This window comes from Mycetocola saprophilus (assembly GCF_000718085.1).
GTDB classification, from domain to species: domain Bacteria; phylum Actinomycetota; class Actinomycetes; order Actinomycetales; family Microbacteriaceae; genus Mycetocola; species Mycetocola saprophilus.
In genome coordinates, this window is the sequence record NZ_JOEC01000001.1 from 1 (window position 1) to 17,380 (window position 17,380).

The following is a 17,380-nucleotide window of genomic DNA, read 5'->3' on the forward strand; positions in this document are numbered from 1 at the left end:
ACGCCCGGTTACATTCCGAACCCGGAAGCTAAGGCTCTTTGCGCTGATGGTACTGCAGGGGGGACCCTGTGGGAGAGTAAGTCACCGCCGGACTTCTTTTTAGAAAGCAAGGGCCGCCTCTCTGAGGCGGCCCTTTTGCTTTAACATGGATTAGAAACGCGCGAACAAAATAGCGAAGGAAGATAGATGTCTGAATCAGGTCCGGATAATTACACACGCCCCGAGGGTGGCTCCGGCGACTCGTCTTCCGACCGCCGTCCGCGCGCTCGCGCAGATAAGGACGCCGCCCGTTCGGCGGACCGTGCCGCAAGATTTAAGGCTCAGCGCGAAGGTGGCGCCGGTAGCAGTGTAAACCGCGACGCCCGCCCGCATCGCGACGGACAGCGCCCCTCCGGCGACCGTCCTCAGCGTGATGGCAACCGCTCCTACGGTGACCGTCCCCAGCGCTCCTTTGGTGACCGTCCCCAGGGTGATCGTCCTCAGCGTGATGGTAACCGTTCCTACGGTGACCGTCCCCAGCGTGATGGTAACCGCTCCTACGGTGACCGTCCCCAGCGCTCCTTCGGTGACCGTCCCCAGGGCGACCGTCCGCAGCGCGAAGGCAACCGTTCCTATGGCGACCGTCCCCAGCGCTCCTTCGGTGACCGTCCGCAGGGTGATCGTCCGCAGCGTGAAGGCAACCGTTCCTATGGCGACCGTCCCCAGCGCTCCTTCGGCGATCGTCCGCAGGGTGATCGTCCGCAGCGTGAAGGCAACCGTTCCTATGGCGACCGCCCGCAGCGTTCCTTCGGAGGTCGTCCGCAAGGTGATCGTCCTCAGCGTGATGGTAACCGCTCGTACGGTGATCGTCCCCAGGGCGACCGACCCCAGCGTTCCTATGGCGACCGTCCGCAGCGTGATGGTAACCGTTCTTACGGTGATCGTCCCCAGCGCTCCTATGGCGATCGTCCGCAGCGTGATGGCAACCGTTCCTTCGGGGATCGTCCCCAGGGCGACCGCCCTCAGCGTGATGGTAACCGTTCCTACGGCGACCGTCCCCAGCGTGGGGGAGCGGGACGTAACGGCGGCGGCGAGAACCGGCTGTGGACGCGTGACGGTGCACCGGCGCGCGGTGACCGTGATGCGAACCGCTACGAGGAGGAACTGACCGAGCAGCAGCGTCTGGCCAAGGAACTCAAGTCGGTTCGTACCCGGCATGAGGACCCGGAGATTCCCGAGGGCATCACCGAGGACCAGCTGGACCGTCACTCGCGCAATGAGCTGAAGACCCTGACCAAGGAGAACGCCGAGTGGGTGGCACGCCACCTGATCATGGCCGCCGGTCTGCTGGAGCACAACGCCGAGCTGGCTCACCAGCACGCAACCTCCGCCGCGCGTCGCGCCGGCCGTATTGGCGTGGTCCGTGAGACCCTCGCCGTGACCGCCTACAGCGTCGGTGACTACCAGCTGGCCCTGCGCGAGCTACGGACTTTCCGTCGCATCACCGGATCCAACGAGAACATCGCACTGATGGTCGACTGCGAGCGCGCCCTCGAGCGTCCCGACCGCGCCCTTGAGGAGGGTCGGACCGTTGATCCGTCGACCCTGACCCCCGAGGCGCGTGTGGCCCTGGCCATCGCGATGTCCGGCGCACGCCTCGACCAGAACAAGCCCGAGCTGGCCCTGGCCGAGCTGCAGATTCCCGAGCTCGACCCGAACCGCGCGTTCGACTGGAGCCCGGATCTGTTCTCTGCCTACGCCGAGGTCCTGGGCGACCTCGACCGAGACAAGGAAGCCGCCACCTGGCGTAAGCGCGCACGGATCGCCAGCGAGGCGATCGACGAGCGCTACAACCTCAGCGGTGCCGAGACCATCGACATCACCACGATCTACGAGGACTTCGCGACCGACCTGCACGCGGACGAGGAGCAGTTTGACTCCGAGCATTCCGAAACCTCCAGCACGGACGCTCAGGCGGATGCTGATGCCGAAGCCGATGCTGTAGTGGATGCCGAAGCCGAAGGCGCTGCCGAGGCCAACACTGTCGCCGACGCAGCCGCCGTAGTGGAGGCCGAGGTCGAGGCAGAGGTCGCCGCCGAGGAAGCGGTTGTTGCCGAAGCCGACGTCATCACCGAGGTGGCCGCCGAAGCACACGCAGACGCGGAAGCTGCCGCCGAAGCAAACACCGTTGCCGAAGCCGCCCTCGCGATCGAAACCGAGGTTGAGGCAGAGGTTGCCGCCGAGGAAACGGCAGTGACCGAGGCCGAAGCCGCCATCGAGGCCGCCGAGTCGGCGGAGCAGACCGATGGTGCAAACGCCGCTTCGGAGCCGGCTGACAGCGCAGACGCTGCTGCTGAGCAGACTGACAGCGCGACCTCCGGTGCCGACCAGGCCGATACGGCGAAGACCACTGCTGAGCAGGGCGACGCCGCGCACCCCGCTGCGGAATAGGCCGACAGCTTACACACGGGTGATGGGGCACCCTCCGAGGGGGTACTCTCGGAGGGTGCCAGCACCTCGGCGGCAGCGGACCGATGGTCCGCCCGTGCCGTCGAAATCGAGGAGGAGAACACCGATGGTCGTACCGTTTCTGCGTCGTAAGCAGTCGTTGACAACCCCGCTGACCGGCCGTGACGCGGTCTTCGCGGACCTGGACGGCGTCGTGTACGCCGGTCCCGGTCCGATCCCGCACGCGGTTGAGTCGCTCAACCGCGCGGCGGAATCGGTGCGGGTGGGGTACATCACCAACAACGCCTCCCGGACCGACGCCACCGTCGCGGCACACCTCACCGAGCTGGGCCTGAGTGTCCAGCCCTCGGACGTGGTCACCAGTCCGCAGGCGGCGATGACCTTGCTGGGCACCCTGGTTGAGCCGGGATCCACGATCCTCGTGGTGGGCGGCGACGGCCTGGTGGATGAACTCACCAAGGCCGGTTACGTGGTCACTCGTACCGCAGCGGACAACCCGGTCGCCGTGGTGCAGGGTTTCGCCCCGGATGTGGCCTGGACGCACCTGGCCGAGGCCGCCTTCACCCTCGCCCCGCGCGAGGGCGAGGCCGAGCTGCCGTGGATCGCCACCAACACCGACTGGACCATTCCCCAGGCCCGCGGCATCGCCCCGGGTAACGGAACCCTGGTCTCCGCCGTGCACACCGCGGTGGGGCGTCTGGCCACCGTCGCCGGCAAGCCCGAGGTGCCGATCTTCATCGAGGCGAAAAACCGCTTTGGCGTGACCAACCCGATCATGATCGGGGACCGTCTGGACACCGACATCCTCGGTGCCAACCGTGCGGGAATCGACTCGGTTCTGGTCCTCACCGGGATCGACCGCCCCAAGCATGTCCTGGCGGCACCGCGCGACTCGCAGCCGACCTACATTCTGGGCGACCTGCGCGAACTCCACGAACCCTACCCGGAAACCGAGTTCAGCAAGGACGGTCTGACCGCCGCCGTCGCGGACGCGGTCATCTCGATCCGTGGCAACGACATCGTGATCGTCAAGGAGGGTGCCAGCGCGCTCAACCGCCTGCGTGCCGCCGCCGCTGTCATCTGGAAGTCGGAGCGTGCGGTGTGGGGCTTCGAGGTCCCCGAGCGCCTCTATCTGGATGATGTGACCGCGGGCTAATCCCCGGCCGAGTAAAAGCAAACCCGTCCCCCCGCGAGGGCGACGGGTTTCTTTTTGCCCACGAGTAGGTTAATAAGGTTGCCCTAACCTAAGATAGGGGATGCTAACTCGTGTTCCGTCTGTCGGGGCCGGTTTGCATTCCCCCACACTCAACTCGGAAAGAGTCCTTCGTGAAAACTCTTCATCGAGCGCTTGGTGTCGCCCCGCTGATTGGCGCGCTCGCGCTGGCCCCGTTGCTCGGAGCCGGTCCCGCCCACGCGGCCCCGGACAACACCCGCTCCTACTCGTATGTTTCCTCGGTCGCCGCCGGTAACCAGGCTCGCCAGTTTGCCCTGGATGAGCGCAACGGCGCCCTGTACGTCCCCACCGATAACGGCGATGGTCAGCCCGGTGCGCTGACCCGGGTGGGCTCGGCCGCGTTTACGGCCGAGACGCCGATCCTGCTGGAATCCGCCGCCACGCGCGTGGCCGTGGATCCGGCAACCAACACCGCGTTTGTGGCGCGTGATGATCTCAACGGCGGCTGGGACTTCGCCCTCACCGGTTCCCTGGACGTGATTGATCTCGCCACCGGGACGGTGACCAAAACCATCCACGGCGTCCCCACCACCACGGACTCGATCGTCTACTACCCGCGCACCAACACGGTCTACGCGATGTCGAACGACTATGTAGTCCCGATCGATCCCGCCGCGGGAACCGTGGGTACCCCGGTGGAGATCTCCACCGTGGCCGACACCTACTTCACCAACGCGGTCATCGACCCGGCGAACGACCGGCTGTGGGCGGGTAACCGCACCAAGGGGACCATCGAAGCCTTTGACCTGCGCACAAATACCTGGCTTAAGGATCAGTCGATCCCGGTGACTACGTTCACGTTCGACGGGACCGTGGTGGGTGGATCGCTCGCCGCCCTGGCCATCGACCCGGCCCTGAACCAGATCTATGCGGTCCTCAACCCCAACAGCAAGGGCGTGTGGAACGCGGGCCTGGGCAAGCTCGTGGTGGCCAATACGCAGACCCGTCAGATCCTGGGTACCCCGATCCAGGTGGGCAAAACCTCGCGGGCGGCGGCGGTGGATACCCGCAGCCACGAGGTCTATGTGACCAGCAGCGAGGACTCCGCACTGACCGTGATCAGCCCGGACACCTGGACCGCCAAGACCGCGGTGGACTTCGTTCAGGCCGGGATCGTCTCGGGTTACGGTACCGGACCGGCAAACCTTTGGGGTGTGGCCACCGACCCGACCAATAACGCGGTGTTCGTCTCGCATCCGTACTCCAAGACCCCGCTGAGCAGCACGCAGTCGGCGATCTCCAAGGTGGCCGTATCGGGTGCTCTCCCCGCCGTGACCGCGCTCGCGCCGGCCCCCGGTCAGGGTGAAACCCAGCCGAGCACCCCTCCGGTGGTCAACCCGGTTTTTAGCGGGCCGAAGGCACCCGCTCTGGCCAAGGGGCCGGACGGTGCGGTGGAAATCACGGCGAACAGCCTCACCTGGGATATCTCCGCGTACGCCAGCGCCTGGGAGGCCCACCCGTACGGCGGGGTGCGCGTGAGTGATAAGAACGCGTTTACCTTCTCTTCGGGGACCGGGTGGAGTGACCCGAAGACCGGTGCCGCGCAGATCGGCTGGGGCGACGCGATCGAGTATCGCCCCTACCCGGGGCTCGCCCCTGATGTGTTCCTCACCTTCGCCAACCCGTACCTGGTGCGAAATGCCGATGGGAGCGGTGCGCTGAGCTTCGACGTGGCCTGGGGAGAGTCCAAAGCCAACGTTTCCGCGGGGTACAAGCGGGTCACTCTGGCTACCTTCACCAACCTGAGTCTGAGCGTTCAGGGGGACGGATCCACCGCGATCTCGGGCACACCTGTCTATGCTGGCCGCGTGTACCAGGCGCCGGGACAGGCGGCCTCGCCCAACTCGTTCCCCAAGTCGTTCATCGATTACCTCGACCCGGCGCTGCGCGGATGGTGGATGACCACCTCGGCCTCCGCCGACGGTAACGCACGCAAGGTGCCCAACCCGATCGCCGGCACCTTTACCGCGACCGCTAAGCCTTCCGAGGCGAATGGTCCCGCCGTCGATGGGGGAGAGACGGTGGTGACGCCGACGCCGGAGCCGTCCACCGGGCCCTCGACCGATCCCTCGACCGGGCCGTCGACCGGGCCGTCCACTGGGCCGTCGACTGCACCTTCTACCGATCCGTCGACTGCACCTTCTACCGATCCGTCGACTGCACCTTCTACCGATCCGTCGACTGGGCCTACGACCGGGCCGTCGACCGCGCCGAGCACGGATCCGTCCGCCGCCCCCTCGATCGATCCGGGAACCCCGGATAACCGCACCGTCGTGCCCGTCACCATCGGCAGCTCCGCCGCCGTGGCCGGTGGTAGCGTGCACCTACGAGCATCCGGATTCGCGGCGGGGGAGACGGTCGAAATCTGGCTGCACTCGACCCCGGTGCGTCTGGCTACCGTCACCGCGGATGCGCGGGGCCTGGTTGAGGCCACCGTGACGATCCCCGCCACCACACCGCCCGGTGCCCACACCCTCAAGCTGGAGGGCACAACCGCCCGCGGCGAGGCACCGGTCACGGTTTCGGCGGCGCTGTCCACCGGTGATGTCGCCCCCGTCTCGGCCGGTCCCGGCCAGCTCTCGCAGACAGGTGCCAATATCGCCGGGGTGCTCATCGCCGGCAGCGTGCTGCTGCTCCTGGGGCTGGGCTTTGTGCTCAAGCGCCGCCGCGAGGAGGGGGTCTAGCCCTTTCTCTGGTCGGGGCCCGTACGCGCGATCGGCGCGACGGGCCCCGGCTTTTCGGGTTTTGGGAGGCGATTTTCTCCGAGAAATAGGTTAATAAGGCATCCCTAACCTAAGCTAGGTAAGGCTAGCCTGATCAACAGTGACTGTGGTCGGGCGATGCTCCTTCCCCCACACCACACTCGGAAAGAGTCCTTCGTGATTACTCTTCATCGAGCGCTGAGTGTTGCGCCGCTGATCGGCGCGCTCGTGTTGGCACCGCTCATCGGTGCCGCACCCGCGCAGGCAGCCGGAGACAACACCCGCTCCTACACCTACTCGTCCTCGGTAGCCGCCGGCAAGCAGGCCCGATCGTTCGCTCTGGATGAGCGCAACGGTGCCCTCTATGTGCCCACCGACGATTCGAAAACCAAGACCGGTGCGCTGACCCGGGTGAGCACCCCGACCTTCACCGTGGGGGACACCTCGATCCCGTTCAGCAGCGGCATCGACAAGCTCGTGGTCGACCCGGCTACCAACACCGCCTTCGTCCCGCGTGCCCGCACCGCAGCCGACGATAAGAGCGGCATGCAGGGAACCCTGGACGTGGTGGACCTGGCGAGCGGAAGCGTCCTAAAGACCATTGCCGGAACCCCCACCAGCGTGAGTTCGATGGCCTTCTACCCGGCCACCCGCACCGTGTATCTGGCAACCTCGACCCAGGTGGTTCCGGTGGGCATCGACGCCGGTACCGTGGGCGCCCCGATCTCGGTGAGCACCGCCAAGTTTCCGTCGCTGACAAACATCGTGATCGACCCCGCCGCCGGCAAGCTCTGGGTGGGCGATAAGGGTAGCGCGGATGTGATCACCGCCATCGACCTGAAAACCAACACCTGGCTCTCCTCGATCCAGATCGGCGTGGGCACCTTTGAATTCCCCGGCGGACCCATCGGCGGTTACCTGACCTCGCTGGGCATCGACCCGGTCCTGCACCACCTCTACGTGGCCTATGACGCCGACTGGATGAGCGATGACCAGGATGGCAAGCTCGTGGTGGTCGACACCGACACCAACCTGATCCTCGGTAGCCCGATCGGGCTCGGTGATACCACCCGCGGCATCGCCGTGGATGCCCGCAGCCACGAGGTCTATGTGACCTCCAGCGCCGATGCGGCCCTACGCGTGATCAGCCCCGACACCTGGACCTCGAAGATCGCCGTGGACTTTGTGACAGCCGGAGTGGTCCGCGACTACGGTGCCGGCAGCGCTAACCTCTGGGCCGTGGCCGCAGACCCCACCAATAACGCGGTGTTTGTCTCCCACCCGTATGATGGCAACCCGATCAGCGCGACCAACTCGGCGATCTCGAAGATCGCGGTGGCCGGAGCGCTGCCGGTCGTCAGCGCGCTGGCCCCGGCCCCCGGCCAGGACGGCACCGCCCCGACCAAGCCCGCCGAGCCCAACCCGGCCTTCACCGGGCCGAAGGCACCCGCGCTCGCCGCAGCACCCGCCGGGGCCGTCGAGACCAGCGGAAACGCCCTCACCTGGGACATCTCGGACTACGCCAACGAGTGGGAAACCCACCCGTATGGCGAGGTGGCCGTGGACCGCGCCGGACTGTTCACCTTCTCGGGTGGACAGGGATGGAGCGATCCGAAAACCGGTGCCGCCCAGATCGGCTGGAGCGACGCGATTGAGTACCGTCCCTACCCGGGCCTTGCCCCCGACGTGTTCCTGACCTTCGCCAACCCCTACCTGATCCGCCAGGCCGACGGTTCGGCCGCGCTGAGTTTCGACGTGGCCTGGGGCGAGTCCAAGACCAACGTGTCGGCGGGATTCAAGCGCGTGACCGTGGCCACCTTTGCCGCGCTCAAGCTTGAGGCGCAGTCCGATGGCAGCACCAAGATTTCCGGAACCCCGGACTATGCGGGTCGCGTGTATCAGGCACCGGGAGCGGCGGCCTCGCCCAACTCGTTCCCCAAGTCGTTTATCGACTACCTGACCCCGGGCCTGCGCGGCTGGTGGATGACCACCTCGGCCTCGGCCGAGGGCAACGCTCGCAAGGTCCCCAACCCGCTCTCGGGCACCTTCACCGCAACTAGCACCCCCTCCACCGCCAACGGTCCCGCCGTCGACGGCGGAGAGGGACACGGATCCACCCCGGAGCCCTCGACCGACCCGAGTACCCCGCCGACCAGCCCGACCCCGGATCCCTCGACCGAGCCCAGCACCCCGCCCGGAAAGCCCGGAAGCATCACCGGTTCGGCGGTCTGGGGTGTGCACGACGCATTCCGCAAGTACATCCTCGGCGACATCGCCAAGGGATCGATCACCGGGACCGGCGGGGCCGTGGCCGATGCCGCCGGTATCGTCACCTTCCCGCTGACCGAAACCACGAAGGCACCCACCACCTCGATCGCGTTCTCCGGGACCGTGACCTACCTCGGTCACCTGGTGGGCGACACCTGGCAGCTGCGCAGCGTGCTCACCGATCCGCGGGTCGAGATTTCCGGAACCACGGCCTCGATCTTCGCCACCTACTCGGCTCGGTCGATGGGCGGCGTGGACACCCCGGCGGGTGCCCCGGTCCTGATCGCAACCGCGGATCTGTCCGGCTCGGTGCTGAAGACCGATGCCAATGGCTCGATCACGATCACCGCCGCACCGACCGTGCTGGCCGAAACCGGACGGGACCTGTTCGGTGGAACCTACCCGGCCGGTACCGCGCTGGCACCGCTGTCGCTCAAGGTGACGGTGACCCCGGCCACCGACCCGAGTACCCCGCCGACCAGCCCGACGCCGGAGCCGTCGACCAGTCCTTCGACCGGGCCTTCGACCGGCCCGTCCACGGGGCCTTCCACCGAGCCCTCGACTGGGCCCTCGACCGCGCCTTCTACGGGTCCCTCAACCGGGCCGAGCGTGCCGCCGACCAGCCCGACCCAGGGGCCCTCGACCGAGCCCTCCACCGGGCCGAGCACTCAGCCTTCGACGCCGAGCACCTCGGACACCCGGGTCACCGTCCCGGTGACCGTGGGGAAGTCCAGCGTGGCCGTGGGTGGGACCGTGCACGTGTCCGCCGCCGGATTCGCCGCGGATGAGCCGGTGGAAATCTGGCTGCACTCGACCCCGGTGCGTCTGGCCGTGGTCAACGCGGACACCCAGGGGCGTCTCGAAGCCGACGTGGCGATTCCCGCCGGTACTCCCGCCGGTGCGCACACGCTGATCCTCGAGGGCAAGACCGCCCGCGGTGAGATCCCGCTGACCGTGACCGGTGATCCCGCGGCCCCCGCCGCTGCCGGTGGACCGGGCGAGCTCTCGCAGACCGGTTCCGATGTGGCCGGAGCCCTGCTGCTGGGTGGGGTTCTCCTGCTGCTGGGCCTGGGCTTCGTGCTCAAGCGTCGTCGACAGGCCGCGGCCGAGTAACACCTCGGGGCGCCGCGTTGCAGAACCCGGACGCCGCCTCATAAAACCCGGCCGCCGCGTCGTGATGCCCTCGGGCACCGCGGCGCGGCGGCTTTGGTGTGTGCGAGGGACCCGGGGACCGTGATGCCGGGAGCGATGCGCGTAATTGGATGCGGGCGCGGGCGGGGCGTCGTCCGTGACGGTGGTCCACGATACGCTGGGACCGTGAGTGATACATCCGATCCCCGCCCCGGCGTAGGCCTGCCCGGCCCGCGCCCCGGCGAGCGTGCCGGCCGCGGCGACGAGCACACCGCGCCTTCCGCGGGGCACGCAACCTCCGCGCAGGCCACAGCTTCCGCAGAGCAGGCAGCCTCAGCGGAGCAGGCCACCACCGCCGAGCGCGCTCGGGCTGCCGAGGCGCTGGATCTGGATCGGCGTGCCGAGGCGCTCGCCGAGATTGTCCGCGATCTGTCCGACACCCTGGATGCCTCCGACCGCATCACCCTGACCTCCGAGGAGAACCGATGATCCGCCTGGATGCTGCCCTAGCCGAGCGTGGCCTCGCCCGCTCCCGTTCGGCCGCGGCCGCGCTGATCGCCGAGGCTCGGGTTCGGGTGGACGGTGCCACGACCCTCAAGGCATCCACCAAGGTGTCCGAAAGCCAGGAACTCTCGGTGGACGGCGACTCCCACTATGTGAGCCGTGCCGCGCACAAACTGCTGAGCGCGCTGGATAACTTCCCGGTGGATCCCACCGGCCGCGTCGCGCTGGACGCCGGCGCCTCCACCGGCGGCTTCACCCAGGTGCTGCGCGAGCGCGGCGCCCGCGAAGTGTTTGCGGTGGACGTGGGTCACGATCAGCTCGCCGCCTCCGTGCGCGCCGACGAGGGCGTGCGGGTCTTTGAGGGCCTCAACGTGCGCGACCTCCAGGGTCAGCACCTGCAGCATAAGAGCGTCACCAACTCCCTGCCGAGCCTCGTGGTGGGCGATCTCTCCTTCATCTCGCTGACCCTGGTGCTGCAAGCGCTGCGTGATGCGGCCGAGCCCGGGGCCGACTTCCTGCTGCTGATTAAGCCGCAGTTTGAGGTGGGCAAGTCGGGGATCAAGGAGGGGATCGTGCGCAAGGCCGACCTCCGTGCCCATGCGATTGCCACCGTGCTGTGGCACGCCTGGGATCTGGGTCTGGCCACCGCGGGCCTGTTGCCCAGCCCGATCACCGGCGGCGCGGGCAACCTGGAATACCTGGTGTGGTTCCGTGATGCGAAGATTCACGACGCCGACCCTGCCGCGACCAGCGGAAATCCGTCAGAATGGGAAGAGACGGTGAAGAAGCTCGCCGCGGAGGGGAAGTCCACGGCATGACCACGGCCAATTTACGCCCGATCCTAGTTGTTTCGCACACCGGACGGGACGACTCCATCGAAGCCGCCCTGCACGTTATCAACCAGCTGCGTCTGGCCGGGGCCACCCCGGTCCTGGAACGCAGCGAGCGGGACGACATCTGCGCGGCCGGCGTCGAAACCGGACCGGTCCTGCTGCTGGATGAGGACATCACCGCGGCCGATCTGGAAATCGTGATCGTGCTGGGAGGCGACGGGACGATCCTGCGCGCCGCCGAGCTGGTGCGCAGGCATCCGGCCCCGCTGCTGGGCATCAACCTGGGCCACGTGGGATTCCTCGCCGAGAGTGAGCGCGACGACCTGGACGACGCCGTACACCGGGCGATCACCGGCGACTACGTGGTCGAGGAGCGGCTGACCCTCGCGGTGGCCGTGGAACAGGACGGCGAGATCGTCTACGAGACCTGGGCTCTTAACGAGGCCACCGTGGAAAAGGCCAGCCGCGAGCGCATGCTTGAGGTGCTGCTCGAGGTGGACGACCGCCCGCTGTCTTCGTTTGGATGCGATGGGGTTGTCGTCTCGACCCCCACCGGCTCCACCGCCTACGGGTTCTCCGCCGGCGGCCCGGTGATCTGGCCCACGGTCGAGGCGATCATGCTGGTGCCGCTGAGCGCCCACGCGCTGTTCGCGCGCCCGCTCGTGGTGGCCCCCGAATCCTCGATCGGCATTCGTCTGCTCCAGCGCAACGCGGGGACCGGCGTGCTGTGGTGTGACGGACGTCGCACCTTCGAGCTGGGCCGCGGCGCGCACGTGATCGTGCGTCGCTCGGGTGTCCCCATCCGGCTGGCACGCCTGCACCAGGGTCCCTTCACCGATCGACTCGTACAGAAGTTCCGCCTGCCGGTGACCGGCTGGCGCGGAGACGGCAAGTGACCCACACTCGGGCAACACGCACACGCGGAGGAGCGTCATGATCGAAAGCATTGACATTCGGGATCTCGGCGTGATCGCGCAGGCATCGCTGCCGCTCGGTCCGGGATTTACCGCGATCACCGGGGAGACCGGCGCGGGCAAAACCATGGTGGTGACCGCGCTGGGTCTCCTGCTGGGCGGCCGGGCGGATGCTGCAGCCGTACGCCGTGGCGCGCATCAGGCGAGTGTGGACGGCCGCTGGAACATCGACGAGGCAACCGGCGTGGCCGAGCGCGTGCGCGATGCCGGCGGACTGCTGGACGAGATCGGCGTGAACGAGGCGGGGGAGCACCGGGTCGAACTGACCCTGGGGCGCTCGGTATCCGCCGAGGGCCGCAGCCGCGCGCAGGTGGGCGGACGGTCAGCCCCGATCGGCGTGCTGGCCGAGCTGGGCGAAAAGCTCGTGGTGCTGCACGGACAGTCCGATCAGATGCGCCTGCGCACCGCCTCCGCCCAGCGCGATGCGCTGGACCGCTTCGCCGGCAAAAAACTGCGCCGCGCGCTCACCGCGTACACCACCGCCTTCGAAACCTGGAAAACCACCCGCGAAACCCTGGCGATGCTGATCGAGCAGCGCGACCTGCGCCATGCCGAGGCCGAGCGCCTGCGGATCGCGCTGGAGGAGATCGAGGCCGCCGATCCGCAGCCCGGCGAGGAGGATGAGCTGACCGCGCTCGCCGAACGCCTCACCAACGTCGAGGACCTGCGTCTGGCCGCCGCCAGCGCCCGCGAGGCACTCTCGGCCGAGGAGATCGAGGGTGGTGCCGACGTGTCGGCGCTGCTGGATCACGCGCGGCGTCAGCTGGAGCGCGCCGTAGGCTTTGACGCAACCCTCGCTCCGATCGTCGAACAGCTCACCGGGCTGGGATACCAGGTGGCCGAGCTGACCGGCGAGCTCTCGACCTACCTGGCGACCCTCGACTCCGATGGTGCCCACGAACTCGAACAGATTCAGGAGCGCCGCGCGTTGCTCTCCAACCTGGTGCGCAAGCACGGTCCGCGCTACGAGGACGTGCTGGAACTGCGGGCCGTGGGCTCCCAGCGCCTGCTGGAACTCGACTCCGACGAGTCCCGGATCGACGAACTCGGTGCCCGGGTCGAAACCGAGCATGCGGCCGTCCTGACCACCGCCGCCGAGCTGACGGCCGTGCGGACGGCCGCCGCCACCCGGATGTCGGCCGCGGTCTCCACCGAGCTGACGGCGCTGGCCATGGCCCAGGCCAAGGTCACCGTGGCCGTCGAGCCGCTGCCCGAGCCCGGCAGCCACGGCACCGACCAGATCACCTTCCTGCTGGCCCCGCACAACGGCGCCGAGCCGCGTCCGGTGGCCAAGGGTGCCTCGGGCGGTGAGCTCTCCCGGGTCATGCTGGCCCTCGAGGTTGTTATCGCGACCAATGAGCCGCTGCCCACCTTCGTGTTTGACGAGGTGGACGCCGGGGTCGGCGGGGCGGCGGCAATCGAGATCGGCCGACGCCTGGCGTCCCTCGCCCGCAGCGCCCAGGTCATCGTGGTCACCCACCTGGCCCAGGTCGCCGCCTTCGCCGGCAACCACCTGGCGGTGGTTAAGGATGATGACGGACGCGTCACCGCATCGAGTGTGCGCCAGCTGCGCGAGGATGAGCGCCTGGCCGAGATGGCCCGGCTGCTCTCGGGTCTGGCAGATTCGGAAAACGCGCTGGCCCACGCCGGGGAGCTACTCGCCCTGGCGGCTTCGGAAAACGCGACCCCGTGAATTTCGGTGCCTCACGCCGGGGAGCTACTCGCCCTGGCCGCCTCGGAAAACGCGGCCCCGTGATTTTCCTCGCCTCACACGACTCACCGAGTGCCGCGGCCCCCGCCGCGGCACTTTCCCCCGCCATCACGGCGGACTCCTCGTCCCCAGGACCCCGGCGCTAGCCGAGTCCCGATATTGCTGATAGGATCAAAGCCCGTGGTGAATAAATCAAACGCGGTATCTCAGAACGACACAACCAAGCATATTTTTGTGACCGGTGGTGTCGTTTCTTCGTTGGGCAAGGGGCTCACCGCCGCGAGCCTGGGCAACCTGCTGACCGCCCGCGGTCTGCACGTGGTCATGCAGAAGCTTGACCCGTACCTGAACGTCGATCCCGGAACGATGAACCCGTTCCAGCACGGCGAGGTCTTCGTGACCGACGACGGCGCCGAGACCGATCTTGATATCGGACACTACGAGCGCTTCCTCGACATCAACCTGTCCCAGGCGGCCAACGTGACCACCGGACAGATCTACTCGGAGGTCATCGCCAAGGAGCGTCGCGGCGAATACCTCGGTGACACCGTGCAGGTTATCCCGCACATCACCGATGAGATCAAGCGTCGCATGCGCCTGCAGGCCACCGAGGAACCCCGCCCCGACGTGATCATCACCGAGGTGGGTGGCACCGTCGGTGACATCGAATCCCAGCCGTTCATCGAGGCCGCACGTCAGCTGCGCCACGAGCTCGGCCGTCGCAACGTGTTCTTCGTGCACGTGTCCCTGGTGCCCTTCATGGGTGCCTCGGGCGAGCAGAAGACCAAGCCGACCCAGCACTCCGTTGCCGCCCTGCGCTCGATCGGTATCCAGCCCGACGCGCTGGTGCTGCGCTCGGACCGCCCGGTCACCGAGGCCAATAAGCGCAAGATTGCGCTGATGTGTGACGTCGAGGAAGAGGGTGTCATCAACACCGTTGACGTGCCCTCGATCTACCTGATCCCCTCGATGCTCAACAACCAGGGCCTCGACTCCTACATCATCGACCAGCTGGGCCTCGAGGCCGGCGAGGTCGACTGGTCCGGCGAATCCGGCTGGAACACCCTGCTGGACGCGGTCGCCGAGCCCAAGCACGAGGTCAACATCGGCCTGGTGGGCAAGTACATCGACCTGCCCGACGCCTACCTCTCGGTCACCGAGGCGCTGCGCGCCGGCGGGTTCGCCAACCAGACCAAGGTCAACCTGAGCTGGATCCCCTCGGATGACTGCGAGACCCCGGAGGGTGCCGCCAAGGCTCTCGCCGGACTCGACGGCATCTGCGTGCCCGGAGGCTTCGGCATCCGCGGCATCGAGGGCAAGCTGGGCGCGCTGAAGTTCGCCCGCGAGAACAAGATCCCGACCCTGGGCCTGTGCCTGGGTCTGCAGACCATGGTCATCGAGTACGCCCGGAACGAGGCCGGCCTGGCCGGAGCATCCTCGACCGAGTTCGACGAGAACACCGAGTTCCCGGTGATCGCAACCATGGCCGAGCAGGTCGACATCATCGCCTCGGGCGACATGGGCGGCACCATGCGCCTGGGTGAGTACGAGGCCGCACTGGCCCCGGGCTCGCTCGCCGCCGAGGTGTACGGATCCGAGCTCATCACCGAGCGTCACCGTCATCGCTATGAGGTCAACAACCGCTACCGCGACCAGATCGCCGAGGCCGGACTGGTCTTCTCGGGCACCAGCCCGAACGGTGACCTGGTGGAGTTTGTGGAGCTGCCGCGCGAGGTACACCCGTACTACATCGCGACCCAGGCGCACCCCGAGCTGCGCTCGCGTCCGAACCGTGCTCACCCGCTGTTCCGTGGCCTGGTAGCCGCGGCGCTGGAGCGTCACGACGCGACCAAGCTGTTCGCCGAGAACGGTGCCGAAAGCGTGGTCGCCGACTAACATGTCCGAACAGCTCCGGGACGTTCCCTCACACCCGCCCATCGCCTCCAGCGAGGCGGTGTTTGAGGGAGCGGTCTGGAACATTCGACGTGATGTGATCCGGTACCCCGGCGGTGACATCACCCGGGAGTACATGGATCACACGGGTGCGGTTGCGGTGCTGGTACTGGATGATCAGGAGCGTGTGCTGCTGATCCGCCAGTACCGGCACCCGATCCGCACCCGGGACTGGGAGCTGCCCGCGGGCCTGCTGGATATCGCCGGGGAAGACCCGCTGATCGGCGCGCAGCGCGAGCTGGCCGAGGAAGCCGATCTGGCCGCCACCGACTGGTCCCTGCTCTCCGAATTTGCCACCAGCCCCGGCGGCAGCGATGAGGTTATCCGCATCTACCTGGCTCGCGGCATCAGCGACCTGCCCGCGTTTGAACGCGAGGCCGAGGAAGCCGATATCGAAAAGTTGTGGGTTCCGCTTGAGGAGGCCGTGGAGGCCGCCCTGGATCGCCGGATCCAAAACTCGCTGCTCGTGGTGGGCGTGCTGGCCGCCGAGGCTTCGCGCCGCCGCGGTTGGGCGAGCCTGGGCGACGCCCACGAGCCCTGGATCCGGCACCCGAAGTTCTCGACCGAGGACTAGCCCGTGGCCGCCGATCCGAAACGGCAGCTGGAAAACTATCTGCGCCATCTGAGCATCGAGCGGGGTCGCTCGCACAACACCCTGCTCGCGTATCGGCGCGACCTGAACCGCTATCTGGCGTGGCTCGGCGAGCAGGACATTGCCGACCTGGGAAACGTCAGCCCCGAACACATCGCGCTGTTTGGGCGCTCGCTCACCGAGTCGGGTCTCGCGGCGGCGAGCGTCGCCCGCATTCTGTCGGCCGTCCGCGGCTGGCACCGGTTCCTCCTGGAGGAGGGCGATCTGGAGCGTGATAGCGCCCGCGAGGTCCTCCCGCCCAAGCTCCCCTCACGACTGCCCAAGGCGCTGCGCATCGACGAGGTCGAGGCGCTGCTGGCGGCAGTGGCGGGGGACGATCCCCAGTCGCTGCGTGATCGCGCCCTGCTGGAACTGCTCTATGCGACCGGCGCCCGGGTCAGCGAGGCCGTGGACCTCAACGTGGACGACCTGATCGACGGCGACATCCTGCGCCTGCGCGGCAAGGGCAATAAGGAGCGCGTCGTCCCGGTGGGCTCCTACGCCCGCGCGGCACTGGACGCGTACCTGGTGCGTGCCCGCCCAATCTTCTCCGCCCGCGGGCTGGCCACTCCGGCACTGTTCCTGGGGGCGCGTGGATCCCGGGTTTCCCGGCAAAACGCCTGGCTGATTATCCGCCGGGCCGCCGATCGGGCGGAGATTAGCAGCGAGGTATCCCCGCACTCGCTGCGTCACTCATTTGCCACCCACCTGATGCAGGGTGGGGCCGACGTGCGTGTGGTTCAGGAGCTGCTGGGGCACTCCTCGGTCGCGACCACCCAGATCTATACCCGGGTGACCGCCGATTCGCTGCGCGAGATGTTTGTGCAGGCGCATCCCCGGGCTCGCTAGTCGCGTTTTTCCGCTCGATGGGTACTCGCGAGCCGGATTATTCGGCTCGACGGGTGCCCGCCGGGGACCGACTTTCTCGTTATCGGGATCGGGGGTGCAAACCCCGACGGGGGCGGCTTTTCCCGCGACGACGCGAGTAGCG

Annotated in this window: 11 protein-coding genes and 1 rRNA gene; all 12 read left to right on the forward strand. The window is 67.7% G+C overall.

The features are described from left to right. Positions 1-93 (forward strand): 5S ribosomal RNA (gene rrf, locus IE92_RS17010); the annotation flags it as partial. Between the two features lie 93 nt (positions 94-186). Further along, the gene (locus tag IE92_RS18655; RefSeq protein WP_051701423.1) at positions 187-2,430 is read left to right on the forward strand and encodes a hypothetical protein; all 2,244 of its coding nucleotides are present in this window, start codon (positions 187-189) and stop codon (positions 2,428-2,430) included. A 124-nt stretch (positions 2,431-2,554) separates the two neighbouring features. Next, positions 2,555-3,604, forward strand: a complete 1,050-nt coding sequence (locus IE92_RS0100015; protein ID WP_030142829.1) for an HAD-IIA family hydrolase — start codon at positions 2,555-2,557, stop codon at positions 3,602-3,604. A 170-nt stretch (positions 3,605-3,774) separates the two neighbouring features. Next, positions 3,775-6,366, forward strand: coding sequence for an HtaA domain-containing protein (locus tag IE92_RS17015; RefSeq protein ID WP_051701424.1), 2,592 nt, complete (start codon positions 3,775-3,777; stop codon positions 6,364-6,366). 195 nt (positions 6,367-6,561) lie between these two features. Beyond that, entirely contained in the window at positions 6,562-9,765 is a 3,204-nt protein-coding gene (locus tag IE92_RS0100025; RefSeq protein ID WP_030142830.1) for an HtaA domain-containing protein, read from the forward strand. 204 nt (positions 9,766-9,969) lie between these two features. Further along, entirely contained in the window at positions 9,970-10,272 is a 303-nt protein-coding gene (locus IE92_RS0100030; RefSeq protein ID WP_030142831.1) for a hypothetical protein, read from the forward strand. Beyond that, a complete protein-coding gene (locus tag IE92_RS0100035; RefSeq protein WP_030142832.1) occupies positions 10,269-11,105 on the forward strand; it encodes a TlyA family RNA methyltransferase in 837 nt (278 codons plus the stop codon). The genes IE92_RS0100030 and IE92_RS0100035 overlap by 4 nt, the downstream gene beginning before the upstream one ends. Further along, positions 11,102-12,016 (forward strand): NAD kinase, encoded by a 915-nt coding sequence (locus tag IE92_RS0100040; protein ID WP_030142833.1) that lies wholly within the window; start codon positions 11,102-11,104, stop codon positions 12,014-12,016. The genes IE92_RS0100035 and IE92_RS0100040 overlap by 4 nt, the downstream gene beginning before the upstream one ends. Before the next feature lie 37 nt (positions 12,017-12,053). Further along, positions 12,054-13,787 (forward strand): DNA repair protein RecN, encoded by a 1,734-nt coding sequence (gene recN / locus IE92_RS0100045; RefSeq protein ID WP_030142834.1) that lies wholly within the window; start codon positions 12,054-12,056, stop codon positions 13,785-13,787. 201 nt (positions 13,788-13,988) lie between these two features. Then, positions 13,989-15,701 (forward strand): CTP synthase, encoded by a 1,713-nt coding sequence (locus IE92_RS0100050; RefSeq protein WP_043321320.1) that lies wholly within the window; start codon positions 13,989-13,991, stop codon positions 15,699-15,701. A 1-nt stretch (position 15,702) separates the two neighbouring features. Continuing rightward, positions 15,703-16,332, forward strand: a complete 630-nt coding sequence (locus IE92_RS0100055; RefSeq protein ID WP_030142836.1) for an NUDIX domain-containing protein — start codon at positions 15,703-15,705, stop codon at positions 16,330-16,332. A gap of 3 nt (positions 16,333-16,335) precedes the next feature. Next, entirely contained in the window at positions 16,336-17,238 is a 903-nt protein-coding gene (gene xerD, locus IE92_RS0100060; RefSeq protein ID WP_030142837.1) for a site-specific tyrosine recombinase XerD, read from the forward strand. Positions 17,239-17,380 lie beyond the last annotated feature (142 nt).

Coding starts and splice junctions, on each gene's coding strand:
- IE92_RS18655 (WP_051701423.1), top strand. CDS start 187: ATGTCTGAATCAGGTCCGGATAATTACACACGCCCCGAGGGTGGCTCC.
- IE92_RS0100015 (WP_030142829.1), top strand. CDS start 2,555: ATGGTCGTACCGTTTCTGCGTCGTAAGCAGTCGTTGACAACCCCGCTG.
- IE92_RS0100035 (WP_030142832.1), top strand. CDS start 10,269: ATGATCCGCCTGGATGCTGCCCTAGCCGAGCGTGGCCTCGCCCGCTCC.
- IE92_RS0100040 (WP_030142833.1), top strand. CDS start 11,102: ATGACCACGGCCAATTTACGCCCGATCCTAGTTGTTTCGCACACCGGA.
- recN (WP_030142834.1), top strand. CDS start 12,054: ATGATCGAAAGCATTGACATTCGGGATCTCGGCGTGATCGCGCAGGCA.
- IE92_RS0100055 (WP_030142836.1), top strand. CDS start 15,703: ATGTCCGAACAGCTCCGGGACGTTCCCTCACACCCGCCCATCGCCTCC.